General features: G+C 55.5%; 22 protein-coding genes, 1 tRNA gene, 2 pseudogenes and 2 riboswitches. Of the genes and pseudogenes, 17 read left to right on the top strand and 8 right to left on the bottom strand.

The features are described from left to right. Nucleotides 1-695 precede the first annotated feature (695 nt). Nucleotides 696-3,119 (top strand): endopeptidase La, encoded by a 2,424-nt coding sequence (gene lon, locus OAN307_RS16755; RefSeq protein ID WP_015500803.1) that lies wholly within the window; start codon nt 696-698, stop codon nt 3,117-3,119. An 82-nt stretch (nt 3,120-3,201) separates the two neighbouring features. On the opposite strand, the gene OAN307_RS16750 is transcribed toward lon, so the two are convergent. Next, entirely contained in the window at nt 3,202-3,381 is a 180-nt protein-coding gene (locus OAN307_RS16750) for a hypothetical protein (protein WP_044043935.1), read from the bottom strand. Between the two features lie 83 nt (nt 3,382-3,464). Between OAN307_RS16750 and OAN307_RS16745 the strand changes: the two genes are divergently transcribed. Next, complete coding sequence (locus tag OAN307_RS16745; protein WP_245540878.1) at nt 3,465-3,956, top strand: HU family DNA-binding protein; 492 nt, start codon at nt 3,465-3,467, stop codon at nt 3,954-3,956. A 74-nt stretch (nt 3,957-4,030) separates the two neighbouring features. On the opposite strand, the gene OAN307_RS16740 is transcribed toward OAN307_RS16745, so the two are convergent. Further along, nucleotides 4,031-5,284 (bottom strand): D-amino acid dehydrogenase, encoded by a 1,254-nt coding sequence (locus OAN307_RS16740; protein WP_015500801.1) that lies wholly within the window; start codon nt 5,282-5,284, stop codon nt 4,031-4,033. Between the two features lie 55 nt (nt 5,285-5,339). Then, nucleotides 5,340-5,442, bottom strand: a riboswitch (glycine riboswitch). A gap of 1 nt (nt 5,443) precedes the next feature. Beyond that, nucleotides 5,444-5,530: riboswitch (glycine riboswitch) on the bottom strand. Between the two features lie 137 nt (nt 5,531-5,667). Between OAN307_RS16740 and OAN307_RS16735 the strand changes: the two genes are divergently transcribed. Both OAN307_RS16735 and OAN307_RS16730 read left to right on the top strand, forming a co-directional pair. Continuing rightward, nucleotides 5,668-6,228 carry a histidine phosphatase family protein gene (locus OAN307_RS16735; protein ID WP_044043934.1) on the top strand — a complete coding sequence of 187 codons (561 nt, stop codon included), beginning with the start codon at nt 5,668-5,670 and terminating at the stop codon, nt 6,226-6,228. Between the two features lie 52 nt (nt 6,229-6,280). Continuing rightward, nucleotides 6,281-6,356 (top strand) — tRNA-Val (locus tag OAN307_RS16730). Nucleotides 6,357-6,428: 72 nt separating this feature from the next. Here OAN307_RS16730 and OAN307_RS16725 read toward each other — a convergent pair. From OAN307_RS16725 to OAN307_RS26815, 3 genes and pseudogenes are all read right to left on the bottom strand, one after another. Then, on the bottom strand, nt 6,429-6,860 hold the full coding sequence (locus OAN307_RS16725) for a hypothetical protein (protein ID WP_044043932.1): 432 nt from the start codon (nt 6,858-6,860) through the stop codon (nt 6,429-6,431). Between the two features lie 78 nt (nt 6,861-6,938). Then, the gene (locus OAN307_RS31385; protein WP_083903063.1) at nt 6,939-7,247 is read right to left on the bottom strand and encodes an excisionase family DNA-binding protein; all 309 of its coding nucleotides are present in this window, start codon (nt 7,245-7,247) and stop codon (nt 6,939-6,941) included. Nucleotides 7,248-7,584: 337 nt separating this feature from the next. Continuing rightward, a pseudogene (locus tag OAN307_RS26815) lies at nt 7,585-8,267 on the bottom strand (transposase). A 132-nt stretch (nt 8,268-8,399) separates the two neighbouring features. On the opposite strand from OAN307_RS26815, the pseudogene OAN307_RS26810 reads away from it, so the two are divergent. The 4 genes and pseudogenes from OAN307_RS26810 to OAN307_RS16695 all read left to right on the top strand — a co-directional run bounded on the left by OAN307_RS26810 (nt 8,400) and on the right by OAN307_RS16695 (nt 12,273). Next, nucleotides 8,400-9,306, top strand: a pseudogene (locus tag OAN307_RS26810) (integrase core domain-containing protein). Between the two features lie 330 nt (nt 9,307-9,636). After that, complete coding sequence (dusA, locus tag OAN307_RS16705) at nt 9,637-10,656, top strand: tRNA dihydrouridine(20/20a) synthase DusA (RefSeq protein WP_015500797.1); 1,020 nt, start codon at nt 9,637-9,639, stop codon at nt 10,654-10,656. A 59-nt stretch (nt 10,657-10,715) separates the two neighbouring features. Further along, nucleotides 10,716-11,534: a sulfite exporter TauE/SafE family protein gene (locus OAN307_RS16700; RefSeq protein ID WP_015500796.1), complete on the top strand. Its 819-nt coding sequence runs from the start codon at nt 10,716-10,718 to the stop codon at nt 11,532-11,534. After that, entirely contained in the window at nt 11,527-12,273 is a 747-nt protein-coding gene (locus tag OAN307_RS16695; RefSeq protein ID WP_015500795.1) for a hypothetical protein, read from the top strand. The genes OAN307_RS16700 and OAN307_RS16695 overlap by 8 nt, the downstream gene beginning before the upstream one ends. Before the next feature lie 87 nt (nt 12,274-12,360). On the opposite strand, the gene OAN307_RS16690 is transcribed toward OAN307_RS16695, so the two are convergent. From OAN307_RS16690 to ccmI, 3 genes are read right to left on the bottom strand one after another with little or no spacing between them, the layout of a single operon-like run. After that, the gene (locus OAN307_RS16690) at nt 12,361-12,621 is read right to left on the bottom strand and encodes a DUF1289 domain-containing protein (protein ID WP_015500794.1); all 261 of its coding nucleotides are present in this window, start codon (nt 12,619-12,621) and stop codon (nt 12,361-12,363) included. After that, entirely contained in the window at nt 12,618-13,106 is a 489-nt protein-coding gene (gene ruvX, locus OAN307_RS16685) for a Holliday junction resolvase RuvX (protein WP_015500793.1), read from the bottom strand. The genes OAN307_RS16690 and ruvX overlap by 4 nt, the downstream gene beginning before the upstream one ends. Further along, entirely contained in the window at nt 13,103-14,338 is a 1,236-nt protein-coding gene (gene ccmI / locus OAN307_RS16680; protein WP_015500792.1) for a c-type cytochrome biogenesis protein CcmI, read from the bottom strand. Before ccmI ends, ruvX begins: the two co-directional genes overlap by 4 nt. A 183-nt stretch (nt 14,339-14,521) precedes the next feature. Between ccmI and OAN307_RS16675 the strand changes: the two genes are divergently transcribed. The 9 genes from OAN307_RS16675 to OAN307_RS16635 all read left to right on the top strand — a co-directional run bounded on the left by OAN307_RS16675 (nt 14,522) and on the right by OAN307_RS16635 (nt 22,843). Beyond that, nucleotides 14,522-15,766, top strand: a complete 1,245-nt coding sequence (locus OAN307_RS16675) for a sarcosine oxidase subunit beta family protein (protein ID WP_015500791.1) — start codon at nt 14,522-14,524, stop codon at nt 15,764-15,766. After that, the gene (locus OAN307_RS16670; protein WP_044043929.1) at nt 15,763-16,158 is read left to right on the top strand and encodes a hypothetical protein; all 396 of its coding nucleotides are present in this window, start codon (nt 15,763-15,765) and stop codon (nt 16,156-16,158) included. The genes OAN307_RS16675 and OAN307_RS16670 overlap by 4 nt, the downstream gene beginning before the upstream one ends. A gap of 142 nt (nt 16,159-16,300) precedes the next feature. Further along, a complete protein-coding gene (locus OAN307_RS16665) occupies nt 16,301-16,513 on the top strand; it encodes a hypothetical protein (protein WP_015500789.1) in 213 nt (70 codons plus the stop codon). A gap of 147 nt (nt 16,514-16,660) precedes the next feature. Continuing rightward, on the top strand, nt 16,661-17,002 hold the full coding sequence (locus OAN307_RS16660; RefSeq protein ID WP_015500788.1) for a sarcosine oxidase subunit delta: 342 nt from the start codon (nt 16,661-16,663) through the stop codon (nt 17,000-17,002). After that, nucleotides 16,999-20,022, top strand: a complete 3,024-nt coding sequence (locus OAN307_RS16655) for a sarcosine oxidase subunit alpha family protein (RefSeq protein WP_015500787.1) — start codon at nt 16,999-17,001, stop codon at nt 20,020-20,022. The genes OAN307_RS16660 and OAN307_RS16655 overlap by 4 nt, the downstream gene beginning before the upstream one ends. Then, the gene (locus tag OAN307_RS16650; RefSeq protein ID WP_015500786.1) at nt 20,015-20,554 is read left to right on the top strand and encodes a sarcosine oxidase subunit gamma; all 540 of its coding nucleotides are present in this window, start codon (nt 20,015-20,017) and stop codon (nt 20,552-20,554) included. The genes OAN307_RS16655 and OAN307_RS16650 overlap by 8 nt, the downstream gene beginning before the upstream one ends. Before the next feature lie 165 nt (nt 20,555-20,719). Further along, nucleotides 20,720-21,379, top strand: a complete 660-nt coding sequence (locus OAN307_RS16645) for a glycosyltransferase family 2 protein (RefSeq protein ID WP_015500785.1) — start codon at nt 20,720-20,722, stop codon at nt 21,377-21,379. A 46-nt stretch (nt 21,380-21,425) separates the two neighbouring features. Next, nucleotides 21,426-22,367, top strand: a complete 942-nt coding sequence (locus tag OAN307_RS16640) for an IS1595-like element ISOan10 family transposase (protein ID WP_015498511.1) — start codon at nt 21,426-21,428, stop codon at nt 22,365-22,367. A gap of 44 nt (nt 22,368-22,411) precedes the next feature. Beyond that, nucleotides 22,412-22,843, top strand: coding sequence for a hypothetical protein (locus OAN307_RS16635; RefSeq protein WP_015500784.1), 432 nt, complete (start codon nt 22,412-22,414; stop codon nt 22,841-22,843). Nucleotides 22,844-22,904: the final 61 nt, after the last annotated feature.

Raw genomic sequence — 22,904 nt, 5'->3', positions numbered from 1 at the left:
GCGCACAAAACGAACGCGAGGCAATCAAAGCGTCGATCGAATTGGGGATTTCTGCAGCATTGGGAACGTCGCTGTTGTGATTCTGGCATTCATAACCTGGCGGATGCTTACGCTGCTGTTCAGCGCGTCTTCGCCGTTGCTTATGCCGTCGCTTATTCCGACGCCGCACGAAATTATCCAGCCGCGTGCGTTGCGCAACCGGGTCTGTTCTGTGACGCTTGGGCGCCGCCTTGGACCGTTTGAAACCACCCGCAGTAGACCAGTAACCGCCCCGGTGAGGCTGGCGTGAACCGTCGCGTTGCTGTCGCACATCTGATGGCGTTGGACGATAACTGTAAACTGGTGGCGTTGGCGCCAAGTCAACCCAAAAGCCCAGCGCTGAGCAACTTTTTGTGAACCCTTGACGATGTCACAGGTTTGCGGCCCGAGGTTTTGCAACAAGAACCGACCACACCGACACACAAGTCCGATGTGCGCCACTGGATGACGTCAAAATAACCCGAATTTTTCGAATTATCCCCAATTTTGACAGATTGTCGCCTTGCAGGTGCTTTGCGGGACAGGCACCATGGTTTCAATCGAGGCGGTTATTGGTTGAAAGCGGGCGCAAGACCCCCACATTACTAGCCAAGACCGGAAACGACACTGTTGCCTTTTAGAGGGACACGTCGTTTTGCTAACAAAGGAAAAAGAGCATGTCAGAAATCATTCGTGAACCGTTGAGTTCGTCCTACCCAGTGCTGCCGTTGCGCGACATTGTGGTGTTCCCCCATATGATCGTGCCGCTTTTTGTTGGGCGCGAAAAATCTGTCAGCGCCCTCGAAGAGGTGATGAACGACGACAAGCAAATCCTGCTGTCCAGCCAGATCGACCCCGGTGTGGACGATCCGGATCAAGACGGCATCTACAAGGCTGGCGTTCTGGCCAATGTGCTGCAACTGCTGAAATTGCCCGATGGCACTGTTAAGGTGTTGGTTGAAGGCATCGCACGGGTGCGCATTACTGGTTTCATCGAGAACGACAAATATTTTGAAGCATCGGCAGAATATCTAACCGAAATGCCCGGTGACATGACCACGATTGAGGCGCTGACGCGTACGGTCGCCAAAGAATTTGAACGCTATTCCAAGGCCAAGAAAAACATCCCCGAAGAAGCAATGGGCGCCGTGTCTGAGGCGTCCGAACCTGCGAAACTGGCAGATCTGGTCGCGGGGCACCTGGGGATTGAGGTCAAACAACGCCAAGAATTGCTTGAATCGCTGAGCGTGTCTGAACGTTTGGAGAAGGTCTACGGGCTGATGCAGGGCGAAATGTCCGTGTTGCAGGTCGAAAAGAAGATCAAGACCCGCGTAAAGACCCAGATGGAACGCACGCAGCGCGAATATTATCTCAACGAACAGATGAAAGCGATCCAGCGCGAGCTTGGGGACGGCGAAGAGGGGGAAGGCGAAGTGGCTGAGCTTGAGGCCAGAATACTTGACACCAAGCTGTCCAAAGAGGCCAAAGAGAAGGTCGATGCGGAACTGAAGAAGCTCAAGAACATGTCACCGATGTCGGCGGAAGCCACAGTTGTGCGTAATTACCTCGACTGGATTTTGTCGATCCCGTGGGGCAAGAAATCCCGTGTCAAAAAAGATCTAGCTGCGGCCGAGGCGATTTTGGATGGCGACCACTACGGGCTTGAGAAGGTCAAGGAACGCATCGTCGAATATCTGGCCGTGCAGCAGCGCAGCCAGAAGCTGAAGGGGCCGATCATGTGTCTCGTCGGGCCGCCGGGCGTTGGCAAAACCTCGCTTGGTAAATCTGTCGCCAAGGCGACAGGGCGCGAATTTATCCGCATTTCCCTTGGGGGTGTGCGTGACGAGTCCGAAATTCGCGGCCACCGCCGCACCTATATCGGGTCCATGCCCGGTAAGATCATTCAGGCGCTGAAAAAGGCGAAGACAACGAACCCGCTGATCTTGCTCGATGAAATTGACAAGATGGGCAACGATATGCGTGGGGATCCTGCGTCTGCAATGCTTGAGGTTTTGGACCCCGAACAGAACAGCACCTTCGTAGATCACTATCTGGAGGTCGAATATGACCTGTCCAATGTGATGTTTTTGACGACGTCCAACAGCTACAACATGCCGGGCCCATTGCTGGACCGTATGGAGATTATTCCGCTGTCAGGCTATACTGAGGACGAGAAGCGCGAGATTGCAAAGCAGCACTTGCTGGAAAAAGTGATGAAAAATCACGGGCTTAAAGCAGCTGAGTTCACGCTTGAGGATTCAGCACTGACGTCGATCATCCGCTATTACACCCGTGAGGCTGGCGTGCGAAACTTGGAGCGTGAGATCGCCAAGATCGCGCGTAAAGCGGTGACCAAGATCGTCAAGAAAGAGGCGACAGCTGTTGTTGTGAATGAAGACAACATTGACGACTATCTCGGCGTGAAAAAGCACCGTTTCGGGTTGGCGGAAGAGCAAGATCAGGTCGGTGTTGTGACGGGGCTTGCCTACACGTCTGTTGGTGGTGAACTGCTCAATATCGAAGCGTTGCGCCTGCCCGGTAAGGGTCGGATGAAGACGACGGGTAAGCTTGGGGATGTGATGAAGGAAAGCATTGATGCGGCGTCGTCGTATGTGCGATCCATTTCGCCGCAAATCGGAGTGAAACCACCGGAGTTTGACAAGCTGGATATTCACGTGCACGTGCCCGACGGCGCGACGCCAAAGGACGGGCCGAGTGCCGGTCTGGCGATGGTGACGTCGATTGTATCGGTGCTGACGAAGATTCCGGTGCGCCGCGATATTGCGATGACAGGCGAGGTGTCTTTGCGGGGCAATGCGATGCCAATCGGCGGTTTGAAGGAAAAACTGCTTGCGGCATTGCGTGGTGGCATCAAGACGGTTTTGATCCCAGAGGAGAACGTCAAAGACTTGGCGGACATCCCAGACAACGTCAAAGAGGGACTTGAGATTATCCCCGTGACGCATGTGTCCGAGGTGCTCAAGCATGCGCTGACCCGTTCGCCGAGCGCTGTTGAATGGGACCAGGAGGCGGAAGATGCAGCTGCCGCCGATGCCGCCTTGCGGGCGCGAGATGCAGGGACGCAGCCTGTCGCCCACTAGGTTCAAGATTAAACATGTGAAAAATGGCGCCGTGGGAAACTTCGGCGCCTTTTTATTTTGAACCATTGATGTTTTGAATCGCTTAACTGTCAGTCTGCGACCTTTCGATTGAGGTAGTATCGCCGTTTGGTGTCAGCAAAATTTCTGAATCTTTCAAAATATGCCGCTCATTTTCTGGCGTGAGCCCGCCAGAAGTTGCCCCATCGGTCAACGCATGCCACGGAATGTGGCTGGGGCGCAGAGACACAATGCCGGATTTCATGAGTATTCCTGATGGAAATGATGCGGAAATCCGGCTATTATGTCCCAAATAGGCACAATTCCGTGCGCAGTCCGGAGAACACAATGGCAACCCGCAGCACAAAGACAAAGACCACAAGCAAATCGACTGCAACCGCTCAGACGCCGACCACGAAAAGCACAGCGACCACGAAAGGCACAGCGACGGCAAAAGCAGATGTTGCGCCAGTTGTGGCCACATCTGTTGGGCGCGCGCCAGTGGGCGGGATGCCCAACGCGGTCGTGGTCGAAACTGTCAAGACTGTGGTCGCAGATGCGCCTATCAAAAAGCCAGAGTTCATTGATCGTGTGATGGCCGAGACTGGCTTGAAGAAGAAAGACGTCAAACCCGTTGTTGAGGCGATGTTGGCGGTGTTGGGTCGCGCGTTGATCGCGGGCGAAGAATTGATCGTGCCGCCTTTGGGTAAGGTGATGATCAACCGCTCCAAACAGGTGGCGAACGCGACGATCATAAATATCAAGCTGCGCCATCCGAATGGAAACAGGGTCAAGAACAATGCCCCAGACGCAGACCCGATTGTGGAGACGTTAGAGTAAGGCCCAATTTAGCGAAAGCGCTGGACGATTGGCGCAGCTCATAGTGGCCGCGCCGATCTGAATTTTGTCAGTACTTAACCCTCTGCGGCGCCGACAGAATTGCTTTGGGAGGCTTGCAGCACGCTATCTGCGGCAAGTTCTGCTGTTGCTGCTGCCAGCGTAAAGCCCAAGTGTCCGTGGCCAGTGTTATAAAACACACCAGCAGCTTTGCCCGCGCCCACGCGGGGCATCATGCTGGGCATCATCGGGCGTAGGCCCGCCCAAGGAATGGCGTGTTCAGTGCTGACGTCGGGAAACAGGTTTTCCACCCATTTCGTCAGTGGTGCGATCCGGTCATCGCGGATGTCTTTGTTGTAGCCGTTGAATTCCGCCGTTCCAGCAACGCGGAAGCGGTTTTGCCCAAGGCGCGAGGTTACTATTTTTGCTTTGTCATCGAGCAGGGACACCCAAGGGGTCGCCGCGCGGCTTTCGTCATCATCAAGCTGGACGGTGATGGAATAGCCTTTGACAGGGTAGATATTCACGCGGTCCCCGACTTGTGCGGCCAAGGCGCGGCTGCGCACGCCAGCACAAATGACGATGCCATCGAAATGGTCGGATACGTTGCTGTTTTCGGTGTTGGTCCAGCCGACATCGACGCCACCACTTTTGCGTGCCGTCAGAGTTTCGACGTCGCGGCCATATTTGAAGACAACGCCACGCTTTTTGCAGGCATCGCCAAGTCCTTTGGCATAGCTGTGAATGTCGCCGGTGAAATCGCTTTCGGTAAAGTATCCACCGTATAAATCGCCCTTTAGGGTTGGTTCGATTACTTTCATTTCGTCTGGCGTGACGGCGTGGCGTTCAAGACCGCCTTCGGCCAGCATATCGTTGACCTTGGCGGCACCATCGAAGTCGGCTTTGCAGTTGTAGACGTGCAGGATGCCGCGGTGTTCGCAGTCAAATTTGAAACCTTCTTTTTCGGCGTGTCCCATCAGGTGTTGGCGCGCGTTGATCGCAAGGCGCACAGATTCGATGGTGTTTTTGCGGTAGTTGGGGATGTTGGACATGAATTCCGCCATCCAACTGTATTTGTGCCACGACGGTTTGGGGTTCACCAACAGCGGCGCGTTGCGCGATGCCATCCATTTGATGCCTTTGATGATCGTGGACCATTGGGTCCAGACCTCGGCGTTGGAGGCGCTCAGTTGCCCTCCGTTGGCAAAGGACGTCTCCATCGCCGCGTAGCGGTTGCGGTCAAACACGGTGACGTCAAAGCCACGTTCAAGCAGGGCATAGGCGGTGGTGATTCCGGTAATTCCTGCACCGATGACAGCGATAGATTTCATGAGATTGGTCCTCAATAGCGGTTCAGTTACGGGCTGGCGATTGCCAACAGTGAACCCATCTGTCTTTGGACCTGAGAGTTTCGCCACCTCCCCGCCGTGTGGGGTGTTACCGTGACGTCTCCTTCGGTGGGCGTTTCTTAACACCGCTCTCCAGATTGCTTACGCTCCGCGGTCCGTTTGCCTGAGAGTTTCCGGGTCGTTGCTCCTTCGGCGCCGAGGTTAATCGGTCTCTCCCGCGGGCGAGAGATGCAAAAGCTCTATGGGGCGTAATGCGATTCGGTGCAATGGATTTTTGGGGGGGGCTTGGCGTGTGGAGGTTTGACCACTTAGACACACATCCAATTTGGCTTTGCAAAACTGGACGCGCGGAGTAGGCACGCGGCATGACATATCCAGAGCTATATATCCTCCGCCACGGTGAGACGACATGGAACGCAGAAAACCGTATGCAGGGCTGGCTAAATTCGCCACTGACCCCGAAGGGGGAGGCGGATGCGGCACGCCAGGGCGAGATTTTGAGCGGCCTTGATTTGGACGGGTTTACCTATCTGTGCAGCCCGTCAGGGCGCACAGTGCAGACGGCGGGGATCGCCTGTGGACGGATCGCAGAAAGTGTGTGCACGGATATGCGCCTGCGCGAGATTGGCGTGGGCGACTGGGCGGGCCGGTTGCGCGATGAGTTGCCGCAAGGGACAGGTGATGACCCCTATATGGCGCAGTACGAAATGGCCCCGAGTGGCGAAGGCATGGCGGTCTTGTCCGCGCGGTGTCAGGCGTTTCTGGCGGACTTGAACGGCCCCGCGGTCTTGATCACCCACGGGATCACCAGCCGCGTGATCCGCAGTATCGTTGTCGGGCCGCACGCTTTGGCCAACCCGAGCATCCGCGGCGGGCAGGGCTGCGTCTATCATTTAAAGGGTGGTGTGCAAAACTTGCTGACCTAGGTGCCACTTGGGCTTGCGCGCCGTGAAAAGGGACGCTAAACGCTGCATCATCGGGTCGTTAGCTCAGTTGGTAGAGCGCTTCGTTTACACCGAAGATGTCGGGAGTTCGAGCCTCTCACGACCCACCACTAAGGCACTGTAATTGTGTTGATTCCCTTTCTAATATCACTCATTGTGAAGTGTACGCAGGTTCTTTGAAGCTAATGTGTGGATTGCCAAGTAGTGAGGACCTGTCCATACCGCCTCAGAACGTCATTTAGACCTGCCGTCGTTCCAGATACTCGGGTCTGATCATCAAGAAGGCGACCCGCTGCAATCCGCACCGCATACGAAACCATCGAACTTTCGTGATCTTCGAAGGGCGACTGCTTAAATTGAAGTGGCGGCACCGCCTCCGTCAACACGTCACGGAGAGCACGGTGGATTGCACGCGGCGAAACATTCTTCTTTTGAAGCACTTCATAAGTTTCGTAGGCAGCGACAATAGCATTAGGGAGATGCCCTGTGGCTCTCCCGCCAGCGGCAGCCCTCATGCCGTAGGCGACAACCTCAGATACGGCATAGGTGTCACATCCCGTGAGGTCGTATGGATTTTCCGGTATAAAACATAGTTGTCGAAATCTGACGCCCATGGTTATGGTCACGGTAGGCCTCCCAAAAGTCGGCAACTTTTTGTGACAATGTGGATCGGTTTTCTTTACGCCAAACGTCTAAAGCTTCTGCCTCGGCCTGCGCTCGGGAGCGTGCCTGTAAACTAAAGCGGGTCCGTTTTCCGTCTGGTTTCCGCCAATACACGCAGAAGCCACCTCTGAGGTTTCCAATTGAGAAGTCTGGCATTGTTCAAAGTCCTTTACTGATTGAGCTGGGATGCGAAAAAGTCGACCAAGTCTAAAAGCGACGAGTCGTTTCTGCTTGATGAGTTGGCGTATAGTTTCAGCCGAGCACTGCCACCGATCTGCGTGCGTATCTGGAGTGTATGGCCTGTCGGGAGGGGGGAGGTTCAGTGATGATATTTGCATGGGCCTGTTCTATTGGTCAGAGTTATGGATTTAGAGCTTGGAGAAGCAGGAGTTCTGTTGATTGACTGGCACGAAGAGGGGCTCTTTGCGCCCAAAGTTGGAGTGCTAAATTGGGCACGCGCTTCAAAATGTATGGCTTGAAACCCAGAGCGTATAACTCAATAGGTTTGCTAAGTTTTTAAGTGCCATCACTCCAACGTTTCAAGACGTGTTCCAATACGCTTGGAGGCTCATAACTTTGGCTCACAAGATAGGACTTTGCAGCGCGCATAGCTGCCAAGTCTTCTTCAATGCAGTACCGCTCTTCCGCTTAATATGTCATGTCTAGGCTCAGGACTCATAACCAAAATATAACGGTCGCGGCGAGCATGATGGCGGAGAGGAAGACTGTTGGGCTTCTGTCGTAGCGTGTTGCGACGCGTCTCCAGTCTTTGATCCTGCCGAACATGCGCTCGATACGGTTGCGTCGTTTGTCGCGTCTCTTATCCATTGCCCGGCAGTGCATTGCAAAGCAATGTCACGAAAGGGGTATTTGATGGTTGTCTTGCGTGATTTGCGTCTAGGGATAGAGGGGCGAGTTCCCTTGTCTATAAGGCCTTCTCGGAACCATTCAGCGTCATATCCTCGATCCGCTGCCCGGCAGTCGAAACACAGTTTCGATGAGAGGGGATCGAAATTGTCTTATTGTCTGGGGCCTGCTCGGCCAGTCCCATCATGATCCGGGCGAACACATCCATGTCACTCCAGCGCTTCCAACGATTATACAAAGTCTTCGGCCGCCCATATTCCGCAGGCGCGTCACACCACCGTAGACGGGGCTCCGCCCGCTCATGCCTTGAAACATCCACTGGACGTTTCATCGGGCCCGCGGCCCGAACCGTCATTCGCCCCGTTGCGGTTAGTGAAAATAATGCCACTCAGAACGCGGCGATCATCTACGCGTGCATGGCCTCGGCTCTTCGGAAAGTAAGGCCGAAGCCGATCCATCTGCGCTTCACTCAGCCAATAAAGATTGCTCATTCTATCCCCCAACTTTGGGACTTTGAATCACGCAGCCATAGTAGCACCAAGTAGTTTAATGGGTCCTGTCCCTAGGTTTTTGATCCCATGGTTTGATGGTGCGATCTATTCTTTGGAATGGAAGGAAGCATCATGGGACAAATACGTCATGGCTGCGCCACGACTACGCACGCCATCAGAGCAACAATACAGCGATCGCAAGCTACGACCGCAGCTTTGAGTCGAGAACTTGGTATAAATGTCAAAACGGTCTCCAAATGACGCAAGCGCAAAACTGTAGAAGACCGCAAGACTGGCCCCACGGACCCCAGTTCGACCGTTCTCAGCGCGGGTGAAGAGGCGATGATCGTCTCTTTTCGACGTCATACGCTCCTACCGCTGGATGATTGTCTTTATGCCTTGCAGCCAACTATCCCACATCCATTGCCCTCTCATTGCTTGCGGAGCAAGCAATGAGAGGGGGACGCGATCTTCCCTGCATCGTTGTTTGCAACGGCATGGGATATCCCGACTGCCAGATATGGAGGGCGACAAGCCGAAACGACAAAAGTTCAAACGCTATCCGATCGGATATTTTCATATCGACATTGCAGAGTTGCGCACCAACGAAGGAAAACTTTATCTCTTTGTTGCCATTCATTGCCCGGCAGTGAATCGCAAAGCGATGTCACGAGAGGGACCGAACCAGCAAGTTTGCCGTGGCACGGCTTGTAGAAAAAGCACTATGCGGTTCGACATGATCTGCGATGCCAACAGGATTGAGCACCGGCTGACCAAGCCTAACCATCCATGGACCAATGGCCAGGTTGAGCGGATGAACCGCACGATCAAGGACGCAACAGTCAAGCGGTATCACTACGACAAGCATGATCAGCTGCACACCCATCTCGCAGACTTCATAGCGGCCTACAATTTCGCTCGAAGGCTGAAGACGCTCAACGGCCTGACGCCGTACGAATACATCTGCAAGATAGGGACTTCAGAACCAGAAAGATTCATCGTTAATCCGATCCAACAGATGCCGGGACCGAACACTTAGTGTCGGAGTCTTCTTGCTTTCCGGTTGAGCTACGAGCGCGTCAAGTGCGCGGGGTTGCGCAAGAGTTTCCTCGCGGTTTTCAATCCAAGCTGGAGCAGTCGACTTGGGCTCGAAAGTCTGACTTTCACGGAGTAAGACCTTGCCATGCCGCATCACTGAGATTTGCGCGAGCCAAGCTATGGTGCCATTCTTGCGGCGACGCTTTATGATTGTACACATGATTTACAACATGGCCTTTCATTTTACAAAACGTGTTGTAAACGTAGCAAAAAACGGGCCAGAATGGCAAGATATCGAACACGGGTGAGCATGAAGGTTTGGAGTTAAGTATTGGAAAAGGCAGTAAAATCGCAGATTGGCGTAAGCGCCAGATTATCCGTAGCCCCGATGATGGACTGGACAGATCGGCATTGCCGTTATCTGCACAGGTTGCTGTCCAAACGCGCACTTTTATACACAGAAATGGTGACGTCGCCGGCACTGGTGCGCGGGCAGGCGCGGCATTTGTTGCGCTTTGATCCGGCCGAACAACCCGTTGCGCTGCAACTTGGTGGGTCTGATCCGGCTGAGCTGGCTAAGGCGGCAGTGATGGGCGCGGACGCGGGGTACGTGGAGATTAACCTGAATGTCGGTTGCCCGTCGGATCGTGTGCAATCGGGCTGTTTTGGCGCGGTGTTGATGGAGCGGCCTGCCTTGGTCGCGCAGTGTTGCGCCGCGATGATCCAAGCGCAACCATCGGAGGTTACAGTAAAATGTCGCATCGGGGTGGACGATCAGGACCCCGAAGTCGTGTTGCCGGAATTCTTGGCGCGCATTGTCGGGGCAGGCGTAACGCGGGTGGCGATCCATGCACGAAAGGCATGGCTAAAGGGGCTAAGCCCGAAAGAAAACCGCGATATTCCGCCGCTGGATTACGATTTGGTACTGCGGATGAAGGGATTGTTCCCGAATTTGCATATTTCGATCAACGGCGGGATTGCGTCGCTGGAACACGCGAAAGAGCTGCTCGACCTTGGGCTGGACGGCGTGATGATCGGGCGGGCGGCGTACCACAACCCAACAGATATCTTGCAGCGCGCCGATGCGGTGATTTGGGGTGATGATGTTGGCCCTGATCCGCTGGATATTGTGATGCAGATGCGCAATTATATTGACGCGCACATGGTCGATCAAACCCGTGGTGGCGGCAAGCTGGCCCATGTCACCAAGCATATGATGGGGCTGTTTGCAGGCCAGCCTGGATCGCGGCAATGGCGGCGCTACCTATCTGAAAACGCACACCGAGACGGCGCAGGTTGGGCCGTGGTTGAAGACGCATTGGCCGCGATGGAGCAAGTGGCGGCTGCCTAGGGTTGTCGTGGCGGCGCGTTCGGGGCAAAGCTGGCGCGAACAAAAAATCGGAGCGACCCATGCCAGAAATGTCTGTCCTTTTGCCCCTTGTGGGGCTGCTTATGGTGATTGGCGGGTTTGCCGGGGTATTGGCGGGGCTTTTGGGGGTTGGCGGCGGCATCGTCTTGGTGCCCGCGTTCTTTTATGCGTTCGGGGCACTTGGGTATGACAGCCCGCAATTGATGCAGATATGTCTGGGCACGTCGCTGGCAACGATCATCGTAACTTCGCTAAGGTCTTTGAACTCGCACAATAAAAAGGGCGCTGTGGAATGGGGCATCCTGCGCGGCTGGGGCGTTGGGATTGTGATTGGTGCGGTCATCGGGGTCGCGGTCGCAACGCAACTGCGGTCAAGTGTACTGCAAGTGTTGTTTGGCGGAATTGGTATGTGTATCGGGCTTTACATGACGTTTGGACGGTCTGAATGGCGTTTGGGGGATGGGATGCCAAAGGGCCTTTTCCGTGCGATTGGGTCGTCGCTGACTGGCTTCTTATCCGTGCTGATGGGTGTTGGTGGCGGGTCGTTCGGTGTGCCAACGATGACGTTGTTCGGCGTGCCTATTCACCGCGCGGTCGCCACCGCGAGCGGGTATGGCGTAATCATCGCGATTCCAGCCGTGATCGGGTTTTTGTTTACAGATATTGCGGTCGCACCGCCATTGACCGTCGGCGCAGTGAATTTTGCCGCTTTTGGTGTTGTTGTCGCGATGACGCTGATCACAGCGCCTTGGGGTGCGGCATTGGCGCACCGGATGGACCCGAAACCGCTGAAGCGGGTGTTCGGGATATTTCTGATTTTGGTGGCCTTAAACATGCTGCGAAAGGTGATGCTTGGCTGATCTGGCAACAGATGGTTTCGTCGTCTTCGACGCCGATCCACGCGTGACCCGTTGGGCCACGTGCGCGCGTGTCGCCGCCTGTGATGTATCAAATGATCCGGTCCAGCGCGCCAAATGGCTGCGTCATGGGGAGACGTGGTTTGTCGGTGTGGATGCATTGCCCAATGGTGTGGATGGGTCGATTGGGGATGTGGATTTGTCAGGCCCGTGGGATGATATCGTGACAGCGCCGAACACATGGCACCGCGCCCAAGTGTCCGTGGTTTATGAGGGATATCCCAAAAGAGATCCGCTTGAGAGCGAGGCGGCGCACTGGTTTCGAATATACCGCTGCAGCGCCCATGTGGACGGGCTGCATCTTGAGGCGGGCCGGCGCATCGTGCGAGAACCGCATGCTTTCGTTCTTGGGCTGCCCTTGAACGAAAGTGATGCCTGCCCGCTTGTGGTTTGGCGGGGCAGCCATTTGCCAATGCGGGCGGCGCTGGCCGACGCTGTTGGGTCCGGCGATCCACGCGGCGTGGATGTAACTGAATGTTATATCGCAGCGCGGGGGGCGGTTTTTGACACCTGTGAGGCCGTCGAGGTGCCTTTGCGCGTTGGGCAGGCGGTTCTTGTGGATCGTTTTGCGGTGCACGGGGTAGCTCCATGGCGCAGCGGGATGACGGTGCCAGCTGACGGGCGGATGATTGCGTATTTTCGACCGGAGTTTGACGATCCGAAGGATTGGATTTTAGGCTGATCGACCCTTCGGGGAGAGTTCTAGGAGCCAAGATGAAGGGAGAAGACGCTCCTATATTCATCTTGGAAAAGAAACTCAAATTCGGGTTTATCCGTTTGTTGGCCCGTTTTTGAGACGCGCGGCGCGTCCGCCGCGACGTTTGGTGATGAGTTTCGTACGGTTTGGCAGATCAGCCATCACCGCGGCGCGCAAATCAGGCGTGAGCTGTGACCATGCGCCGATTTCGTCAATGCTACGCAGGCAGCCAGTGCATAGGCGGGTTTCAGGATGGATGACGCAAATTTTGATGCACGGACTGTCGATTTCACCGCGTTTCCAGATGTTGTCGGTATTTTCATTTGCGGTCATGACGTGATCGATCCTTGGGCCTTGATGTTGCGGAGGCGGTCCAGCATTCCTTGAAGTATTATGCTGGCTGCGACGTTGTCGATGACCTCTGCGCGACGCTTTCGTGATGTGTCCGCCTCAAGCAGGGCGCGTTCGGCCGCGACGGTGGACAGGCGTTCATCCCAATAGGTGATCGGCAGATCGGTGAGGCGCGACAGGTTGCGCGCGAACGCACGGGTTGATTGTGCACGCGGACCTTCGGAACCATCCATATTGCGCGGCAAGCCGAGCACGATGCCCGCAATCGCGCGGTGCGAGGTGATTTCGAAAAGCCGCAGGGCGTCAGCTTGGAATTTGCTACGTTTGATGGTTTCCAACGGCGAGGCAATGGTCAACCCGCCGTCCGAAACCGCAACGCCGATGGTCTTGGTACCAAGATCAAGCCCCGCGAGCGGCGCGTAGGGCGGCAGTGCTGCCGCAAAGTCGATGACGTCTTCAAAAATCATTCCATCAATCCGGCCTCTTGTGCGGCGCGGCGTAGAATTTGCACGGCCTGAACGTCACCACCAAAGGTTGCTTCGGCCTCTGCCAGCACGATTAGGGCAGTTTCGTTTTCGCCCAAGACGGCCAGCGATGAAATCAGCCGCGCCCAGTCTTGTGGTGGTCCACCGGTCGTGGCCAGTCTATCTGCCAACTGGCCAACCATACCTTGGATCATCGCGTTGCGGTCTTGTTCGGGCATGTATTGCGCCACCGCAAGGTCGTCTGCCGTTGGGCCGCGTTGGTTGGGCAGGGCGTAATCGATGCCAAGCTGTGCGGCCACGTCCGCTATTTGGCTGGCGGCGGAATTCCAGTACAAGGTGCCCTGTTCGCCGTCTTCAACCACGCTACGCCAGAAACTGAATGCCCGGTCGGGGCGGTCGTTTTGCGCATAAAGTAGGCCTGCGTAATATTGTCCAGCAGTGTTGTCGGGGTCAGATTGCAGCAGGCTGATGGTGATGGCTTCGACTTCGGGGGACACGTAGCCCTGCGCGCCGATCACCAGAAAATCCAGCAAGCGGACGTAGTCGGGGTTAACGGTGGCTCCCCCCAGTAAAGCGATGGTTCTTTCTTGTGCGCGGGCGGCGCGTTGCATGTTGCCGATGCTGGCTTCGGTCTGCGCGAGGAAGGCCCAGGCCCGCACTTCATAGGGGCGCTCAAACGCCGTCCCGCGCAAGGCTTGCAGAATTTCGCGGGTGCCAACGTCGGCTTGCGAAATCGCATCGGTTTCGCGATTGGCGCTTTCGGCGTCTTGTTGGGAGGGGCGGTTTTCGCGGCGTTCCTCGCCGTCGGCGATGCGTTGCGCGCGCGGAACATCGCCGTAACCGGGGGCACCAAGCTGCAAGTAAATGCCACCTGCGCCGAGCACAATCACGGCGGCGAGCACACGCACCACGACGCGGTTGGCGATTTGCGGCGCATCCGTGGTTGCGGTGCGGGTGTTGGCATCGGCATGTAGCAGGCGGCGCGAGATTTCGATGCGCGTGCGTTCAGCCTCAGTCACTTCCAGTACGCCACGGGCGAGATCGCGGTCCACCTCGTCCAGTTGGTAGCGGTAAATGTCGATGTCGGTATCTGCGCCAAAATCGGGCGTAGCATCTGCCACATGGTCACGCCGCAACGGCACGAGCACCGCTGCAATCGCCAGCGCTGTAACGCTGGCACAAATAAGCCAAAAAATGATAATCCCAAACGTCATGAGGCAGGATGTAGCCGTTTCGGTCGCGCCGCAAAAGGGTCAATCGCGCAACGCCTTGCGACCTTTACGCGTGTTGTCGTAAATGTGTACTGAAGTGCCGCGCCGAGTATCCTCTTTTCTAGGGAACGGCGCAGAACAAACCGACAGATTTGCAAGACTGACTTTAAGATTGGGGAACACGATATGCGCCGCTTTTCCGCCTTTGCCATCGCCCGCGAAGCGACACGTTATCATTCTGGCTGGGAGCGTCACTGGCGCGCCCCGACCCCAAAGAAGAAATACGACGTTATCATCGTCGGTGCCGGCGGGCATGGTCTGGCGACGGCGTGGCATCTGGGCAAGCATTGCGGCATCACCAATGTGGCGGTGATCGAAAAGGGCTGGCTGGGCGGCGGCAACACGGGGCGCAACACCACGATCATTCGTAGCAACTATTTGCAGGACCCATCGGCGGCGATTTATGAAAAGTCGCGCTCGCTTTATGAAACCATGTCGCAGGATTTGAACTACAACGTCATGTTTTCTCCGCGTGGCGTGATCATGCTGGCGCAAACCCACCACGAAGTGCGCGGTTACCAGCGCACAGCCCACGCCAACGCGTTGCAGGGGGTGACGACAGAATGGATCAACCCCGCGCGGGTTAAGGAATTGTGCCCAATTATGAACATCGAAGGGCCGCGTTATCCGGTTCTGGGTGGTCTGTGGCAGGCGCGTGGTGGCACAGCGCGCCATGATGCGGTGGCGTGGGGCTACGCGCGGGCGTGTTCTGATATGGGCATGGACATTATCCAGCAGTGCGAAGTGACGAATGTGCGCACGCAGGGCGGTAAGGTCGTCGGTGTCGACACCACCAAGGGCGCGATTGATTGTGATAAGCTTGGGATGGTTGTTGCGGGTCACGCCAGCACACTGGCTGAAATGGCGGGTTTCCGTCTGCCAATGGAAAGTGTCGCGTTGCAGGCGCTGGTGTCTGAACCAATCAAGCCCTGCATGGACATCGTTGTGATGGCCAACACGGTGCATGGCTATTTGTCCCAGTCCGACAAGGGCGAAATGGTCATCGGTGGCGGCACGGACGGGTTCAACAACTACACGCAGCGCGGATCGTTCCACCATGTTGAGGAAACCGTGCGGGCCCTGAATGAGACATTCCCGATTCTGAGCCGTCTGAAAATGCTGCGCCAATGGGGTGGTATTGTGGACGTCACTGGCGATCGCTCCCCGATCCTGTCTAAGACACCTGTTGAGGGCGTGTTTGTGAACTGTGGTTGGGGCACGGGTGGCTTTAAGGCGATTCCGGGGTCAGGGTTTGCGATGGCAGAACTGATGGCCAAAGGCGCGTCACCGTTGACGGATGAGTTTTCTATGTACCGGTTTAGGGAAGGTAAGTTTATTGACGAGAGCGTTGCGGCGGGGGTTGCGCATTGAATGATTTTCGGTTCAGTTTTCTTAATTTTCAGTTCAATGGAAGACTGCTTGACCTTTTTTGTTTCTTTTTCGTTGTAGGTTTAACCATACGTGCGGTCTTACTGCTTTTGGAAGGGACACCACAGTATTTCCAGAGGTTTGGTTCATTTATGGTTGCGTCAGCGATCGTGCTCTACTTCGTAGACAAGGCAAAATATGCTGGAACCAACGTGGAATATGGAAAAGTCTTAAGGTTCCCGTTAGTCGCAATGATAGAAATTGGCGTGAAGCTGAAAGTGCCGAGCGTAGTCCTGATTGAGGGTGTACTGCTGCTCGTGGGAACATTGATATGGGGCTACGGGGACCTGTTTCACTGTTGGAATGACGGCAAGGGGTGGAAAGTATGTTATTAAATTCATACAATCCGGCAGACTCCAGCCGACGCAAATCGCGGGTTTCGGCCACCCATCGCGCAAACACCCCGGCGTTTTCCGCCTATGTTCCATCGCGCGAAGAACCCGTCATGATGTCCTCACCCAAACAGGAGGACTTGAAATGGCTGACTATGATTTCTCAAAACCGGCGCCTGACCGGTCGCACAGGGTTCCGATCGGGGCGGGTACAGGCATGGGCGGTGTGGGGTTCATTATCGTGGGCATCGTCATCGTGCTTGTCGTGCTCTACGCCGTCTTTGGCGGGGCAGGTGTGCCACTTGAGCAAGACCCAAGTGCTATTGCACCAACGACCCAAGCGGTGCCAACCGAATAAAAGACATCTCTCACGGACAATAGCTGTCGGGCGAGGCGCAATCTTCGCCCGCTTAGGTGTGTCCGCTGCCCCGATTCCGGTTCTATCCACGACCCCGCCCCATCATTCTGAACTTGGGGGCCATGCCTCCGTTACGGAGGTCCGCCCATGCTGATTTTTGAATGCCCCTATTGCGGGGTTCACGCCGACGAAACCGAACTGCATGCGGGCGGCGAAGCGCATTTGAAACGCTTTGGGCCGGGGTCGGACGACGCGGCCTTTGAGGGTTATCTGTTCATGCGCGAAAACCCGAAAGGGGTGCATCTGGAACGCTGGCGGCACAGCTTTGGCTGCGGCAAGTGGTTCCATGCGGCGCGCTGCACAATGACATTAGAGGTCTTTGGTACCTATTCAGCACAGACGTTGGAGCCACCCAAAGAGTTGGTGGATAAGATCAAAGCCAAGCGTCCCGATTGGAGCTGGCGCGAATTTGGGGGAGCAGCGACATGAGCACGCGTCTGGGAAAAACTGTTTTCGAGGGTGGGCGTCTGGTCGACCGCGAACGCACCGTAAGCTTCACGTTCAACGGCAAAACGATGCATGGGTTTGAAGGCGACACGCTTGCGTCGGCCCTGCTTGCCAATGATCAAATGCTGGTCGGTCGGTCGTTCAAATACCACCGTCCGCGCGGCATTGTGGCGTCTGGCGCTGAAGAGCCCAACGGTTTGGTTAATCTGGGCGTTGGTGGGCATTTTGAACCCAACCAACGGGTGACGACGCAGGATTTATTTGACGGGCTGACCGCGACATCGCAAAACCACTGGCCATCGTTGGGATTTGACGTGGGCGCTGTGAACGCCAAACTGGCGCGCTTTATGCCCGCTGGATTCTATTACAAAATGTTCATCCATCCGCGCCCGATGTGGAAGCACGTCTATGAACCGATCATTCGCCACGCCGCAGGTCTGGGCAAAGCCCCGAAAGATCGCGATGCGGATATCTACGAACATTTTTATGCCCATGTGGATGTGATGGTCGTTGGCGGCGGTATCGCGGGACTGTCTGCGGCATTGGCTGCGGGTCGTGCTGGTGCACGGGTTCTGTTGGTTGAACAAACCGCCCATTGGGGTGGTCGCGCGCCGGTTGATGGTGCCCAGATTGATGGGTTAGACGCGGATACATGGGTGAAAGACGCCCTGCAAGCGATTGATAAAATGGATAATGTCACGGTAGTGGCCCGCTGCATGGGCGCTGGTGTCTATGATCACGGCTATGCGTTGGCCTACGAACGTTTGACCGACCATTTGAGCGAAAAAACCGGACCCCGGCATCGGTTGTGGCGCATTCGTGCGCGTCAGATCGTGACTGCTACTGGTGCGATTGAACGGCCACTGTCATTCGCAGGAAACGATATTCCGGGCGTTATGCTGGCATCTGCGGTTCGCGATTATGCGGTAAATTTTGGCACGTCTGTTGGGGATCGCACCGTTGTTGTCACCAATAACGACGATGCCTACCGCACTGCGATTGCGATGAAACAGGCGGGGCTGGATGTTCCGGTGATCATTGACGCGCGCATGGTGGCTGGACCGCTGGCGAGCCAGGCAGCCGCACTTGGCATTCGAATTTTATACGGCAAAGCCATCAGTTCCGTTCACGGTGGCAAGCGCGTCACTGGCGTGGCGATCTGTTCGCAAGCGGGCGAGGACGGCGGTGTGTTGGAAGAAATCGACTGCGACGTCGTGGCGATGTCCGGCGGTTGGTCGCCTGTGGTGCACCTGTGGTCCCATTGCGGTGGTAAATTGATCTGGGACGAGGGGCATAGCCATTTCCGCCCCGATCCATCCCGCCCGCCTTTGGGCGCTGATGGCACCGGTTTTGTGTCAACTGCGGGCATTGCGCATGGCGCGATGACCACCCGTGATTGCCTTGCGGGTGGCCATGATGCGGGTGCTGCTGCAGCAAAGTTGGCGGGGGCCACGGGCAAGGCTGGCAAAGCATCCAAAGGCGACGCGCCAGAAGAGGCGGCGATGATGCCGGTCTGGATTATGCCACAGGGTGCTGGGTACAAATTACGCTCGAAGATGTGGCTGGATTATCAGAACGACGTCAAAGTCAGCGACGTGCAATTGGCCGCGCAAGAAGGCTATGAAAGCGTTGAACACACGAAACGTTATACCACGTTGGGCATGGCCACGGATCAAGGCAAGCTGAGTAATATCAACGGCTTGGCGGTGTTGTCGGATGCGCTAGGTCAGGCGATCCCTGCGACGGGCACGACGACGTATAGGCCGCCGTACACGCCTATTTCGCTGGGTTCCATTGGGGGCGAAGCACGTGGCGACTTGTTCCAGCCAGTGCGCAAAACACCGATGCATGAATGGTCCGACAAGAACGGGGCCTACTGGGAACCTGTGGGCCAGTGGCGTCGTGTCTACACCTATCAGCGCGGCGAGGAGAGCATCGAGGACGCGGTCAATCGTGAGGTCAAGAACACCCGCGAAAACCTTGGTCTGCTGGATGCATCTACGCTGGGTAAGCTGATTGTCAAAGGCTCCGATGCGGGCAAATTCCTTGATATGATGTACACCAACATGATGTCGACGCTGCCCATCGGAAAATGCCGCTACGGTTTGATGTGCGGTGAAAACGGGTTCCTGAGCGACGATGGTGTGGTTGCACGCATCGATGACAACACATGGCTGTGCCACACGACTACGGGAGGCGCGGACACGGTGCATGCGCATATGGAAGAATGGTTGCAAACCGAATGGTGGGACTGGGACGTCTACGTCGCCAATGTGACCGAGCAATACGCGCAGGTCGCGGTGGTTGGACCGAACGCACGCAATGTTCTGGAAAAGCTTGGAGGGATGGATTTGAGCGCTGAGGCGTTGCCGTTCATGCAATGGCGAGATGGGATGATTGGCGGCTTTGACTGCCGCGCTTATCGCATCTCGTTCTCTGGTGAATTGTCCTACGAAATCGCGGTGAAAGCCAGCGAAGGTGCTGCGTTCTGGGAGGCGCTGTTTGCGGCAGGGCAGGAGTTCGGCGTGATGCCCTACGGCACCGAGTGTCTGCACGTTTTGCGTGCTGAAAAGGGCTTTATCATGATTGGTGACGAGACGGATGGTACTGTCATTCCGCAAGACCTTGGGTTGTCATGGGCGATTTCCAAAAAGAAAGAAGACTTTTTGGGTAAGCGTGGCCAGTTGCGCAGTCACATGATTGATCCGAACCGCTGGAAACTGGTCGGGCTTGAAAGCATCGACGGGTCGGTCATTCCGGACGGGGCTTACGCCGTTGCGGATGGTGAAAATGCGAACGGGCAGCGCAATACACAAGGGCGCATCACGTCGACCTATTATTCCGCCAACTTGGAACGCGGTATCGCGATGGGCCTTGTGAAAGACGGACCAGATAGGATGGGTGAGGTGATTACCTTCCCGAAAATTGACGGCACCGGGGTGCAGGCGAAGATTGTGAATGCGGTTTTCTATGACCCAACCGGGGAGAAGCAGAATGTCTGATTTGGCGCAGGTAACACGCGTTGCGGCGTGTGGAATGATCACGCTTCGCGGCGATTTGGGCAGTGCGAAGCTGACCAAAGCAGTCAAGGCTGTGACAGGGCAAGCAATGCCAACGTCGGGGCAGTTTTTGGGCGACGCGACGTCAGGTGTGGCGTGGATGTCGCCAGATGAATTACTGTTGGTTGTGCCCTATGCTGACGTGGCACAAAACGTGGCGCAGATTGATAAGGTATTGGTAGGGCATCACTATCTGGCTGTTGATGTGTCCGATGCACGGGCAGTGTTTAACGTTTCGGGTGTGCGCGCGCGCGATGTTTTGGCGCGGCTTTGCCCCGTCGATTTACACCCTGATAGCTTTGGCGTTGGGCAATTCCGGCGGACCCGCATGGCGCAGGTCGCTGCGGCATTCTGGATGCACGACACAGGTTTTGAAGTGGTGTGCTTCCAGTCGGTTGGGCATTACGCGCAAGATCTTTTGGCGCAGGCCGCCAAAAACGCGACGGGAACCGGATTTTACGCCCCCGATATGTGACTTAGTCACAGCAATACGGGCGCGGCGCAAACCGTGCCCTTTGTTTCGGTATCCCGTTGTGCAAAAAAAAGAGAGCAATTTTAAGGTTCCTGCATGCGCATCACATCCATCACACCAATGAAAGACGAAGCGCCGTTTATTCTGGAATGGATTGCGTATCACTAGTTGATCGGCATCAACGACATGATCGTTTTCAGCAACGATTGCACGGACGGGACCGATATAATACCGGAACGTCTGGATGAATTAGGAATCGTGCGGCATTTAACAAACCCTTCTGTTTTTAACAAAAAATCGCACCACCATTGGCAGGTAATACGTTATGTGAACACGCCGGCGCGCCTGAAAAGGTCTGATTGGGTGGTGAACTTTGATGTGGATGAATTTATTTGTATAAATGTCGGTGACGGAACATTGCACGATTTATTTTCGGCTGTGGACGGTGCGAACGTCATCACAATGAGCCAACAGGATTTTGGATCATGCGGTCTGAACACGTATTATGATAAATTGGTGATCGGCCAGTTTGAATATGGCTGTAACTATTTCGGTAGTTACAACGTCAAAGAGGAGAAGCGCGGCACAAAGACACTAACCCATAAATCCGCAAATGCGTCATACTTTGCCAATCATTCGCCTAACATAGAGAAACAGAACCTAGCTGGTGTTAAATATGTAAATGGCAGCGGTGTTCCTTTAGACAAAAAAATGCTGTGCGAAGATGTAAAATCGCTTTTAGCGCCTGATTTTGGGTTCGATCTGGTGCAGTTGAACCATTATGCGATCAAAGGCTTATCCCCTTTGCTCCGGCGGCACCTGATGTAGTGTGAAGCGGCTTGCCAATCTACAATGTTCTTGTATTGTTCTACCCATGCCAGCCAGATGGAAAAACGACAAACCCATGTCCCGCCCGGCGTTCGACGCCAGGTTTTCTGATGAGGAAGCGTGTTCGCATTATCTGGCGGAACATCGTTGGCCTGAGGGCTTTGTGTGTCCTTCCTGTGGCACCTGCAAGGGCTGGCCGTTAAAGCGAAATCGCGCGACTTGGGAATGTGCCGGTTGCGCACGGCAGACATCCGTGACGGCTGGCACGGTGATGCACAGCAGCCATTTGCCGTTGCGAATTTGGTTTCTTGCCGCGCACATCATCACCAGCCATTCCAACGGCATGTCAGCGCTGCAACTTCAGGCGCAACTTGGCCTTGGCAGCTACAAGACGGCGTGGCTCCTCTTGCAAAAGCTGCGGCGGTCGATGGTCAACCCTGACCGCAACCCCCTGAAAGACCTTGTCGAGATCGATGAAACAGAGATTCCGTTCCGGTCCCGGCATGATCCCGAGGACCGGCCAAAGGGTGGGCGGAGCCCGGTCGGAAAGATGTTTGTCGTCTGCGCCGTCGAGTTATCAAGAGACGGACATCCGCGCCGTATCAGGATGAAACACATTCCCGACGGCGCATCAAAGACGCTACACGGGTTCATTGGTCAGGCTGTAGAGCCTGGCGCTCACGTCATCACGGATGGCTGGCTAGGTTACGAAAATCCCCCTGCAAACACGCATGAGGCGAAGGTCGTCAGCGGCAAGAAGGCACATGACATACTCCACTGGGTCCACCGCGTGTTCTCCAACCTAAAAACGTGGGCAAAAGGCGTCTTCCACGGCCTCAGAAAATGCCATCTGCAACGCTATCTCGACGAATTTGTGTTCCGCTGGAACCGACGGCGACACATGCGAAGCGCCTTCGACACGCTGCTGGGGATCGGTGTTGGTATTGGCCCAGCGACATATCGTGATTTTGTTGAACAGCGCGCCTGAAGGCCCTTGTTCACGGCAAAAGCCACGCCCCATAAACCCACCAGATGTTACAAACTGATCCGATCCGCCTCTCAAGCCACAAGGGCGAGGTTCTGCGCCGCGTCAACATGTGGGGCAACCAGACTAAAAGGGATAAGCCTTATGCGATCAAATCTGCTGAAAGTTTTCTGGTGCAGGCTGACCGAGGAAATGCCAATCACAAAGACCGCGCCGCAGATGTGAAGTACTGGCGAAAGTACAATCACAACGATGTCCATGACACTCGCATTCAGCGTTGGTCTGATCGCGTCTCGCAGGCCGTGGCGGAATTGCGCAATGACCCCGAATTGGACGCGTTACATATCAGTGCCGTGAAGCATCACAAAGACCGTATTGCGAAGCTTCTGGATGGGTCTGAAAGCAGTAAGTTATATCGACGTGTGCGGCGTCACCAGCGCGATAATCGAGGCATTATCCCAAGTGCTACGTCTGATTAGCGACAGTCTTGGAACGCTTGGTAACCCATTATATTTATTCGCAAAGAGTAGTGTTTTGCAT

Origin of the sequence: Octadecabacter antarcticus 307 (assembly GCF_000155675.2) — a bacterium.
Classification (GTDB): domain Bacteria; phylum Pseudomonadota; class Alphaproteobacteria; order Rhodobacterales; family Rhodobacteraceae; genus Octadecabacter; species Octadecabacter antarcticus.
Note: the sequence above shows the minus strand (reverse complement) of the source record. Positions and strands in the feature narration are given on the sequence as shown.